Below are 503 nucleotides of genomic sequence, written 5' to 3'. Positions count from 1 at the left end.
GTCGTCACATCCGCGACGCCGATATGGATGCGTTGCGAGACCATTACTGCATTCCGCTCAACTTCGAATGTGCGGCAACGGACGAGATGCAGGCGATCGTGCTGCGGCTGAAGCCACATGCCGTCTGTCTGGTGCCGGAACGACGTGAGGAGCGCACGACCGAGGGCGGGCTGGATGTGGCAGGCGACGAGGCGCGGCTGACGCAATATATTGCCCCACTGGCCTCCGCAGGATGCCGGGTCAGCATGTTCATGGGCCATGATCCGCGCCAGATCGAGGCTTCTGCCCGGATCGGCGCTGCCGTGGTCGAACTGCATACCGGCCATTACTCTGACCTCCATGCCGAAGGGCGGATGGCCGAGGCGGAAGCCGAGCTTGCGGCACTGCGCGAGGGTGCGCGCCTGGCGGCCAGTCTGGGGCTGGAGGTCCATGCCGGACACGGGCTGACTTATGACAACGTGGCCCCGGTCGCGGCCATGCCTGAACTGGCCGAGCTGAACATC

At 65.2% G+C, this 503-nt stretch carries 1 protein-coding gene; it reads left to right on the top strand.

Annotated elements, in window-relative coordinates:
• Nucleotides 1–503 (top strand): pyridoxine 5'-phosphate synthase (locus PKE99_RS39540; protein WP_271215201.1); only part of this gene is annotated, 503 nt, incomplete at both ends.

This window comes from Pseudonocardia halophobica (assembly GCF_027922425.1).
Classification (GTDB): domain Bacteria; phylum Actinomycetota; class Actinomycetes; order Mycobacteriales; family Pseudonocardiaceae; genus Pseudonocardia; species Pseudonocardia halophobica.
The sequence above is the reverse complement of the archived record's forward strand: the minus strand, read 5'-3'. Positions and strand labels throughout refer to the sequence as shown.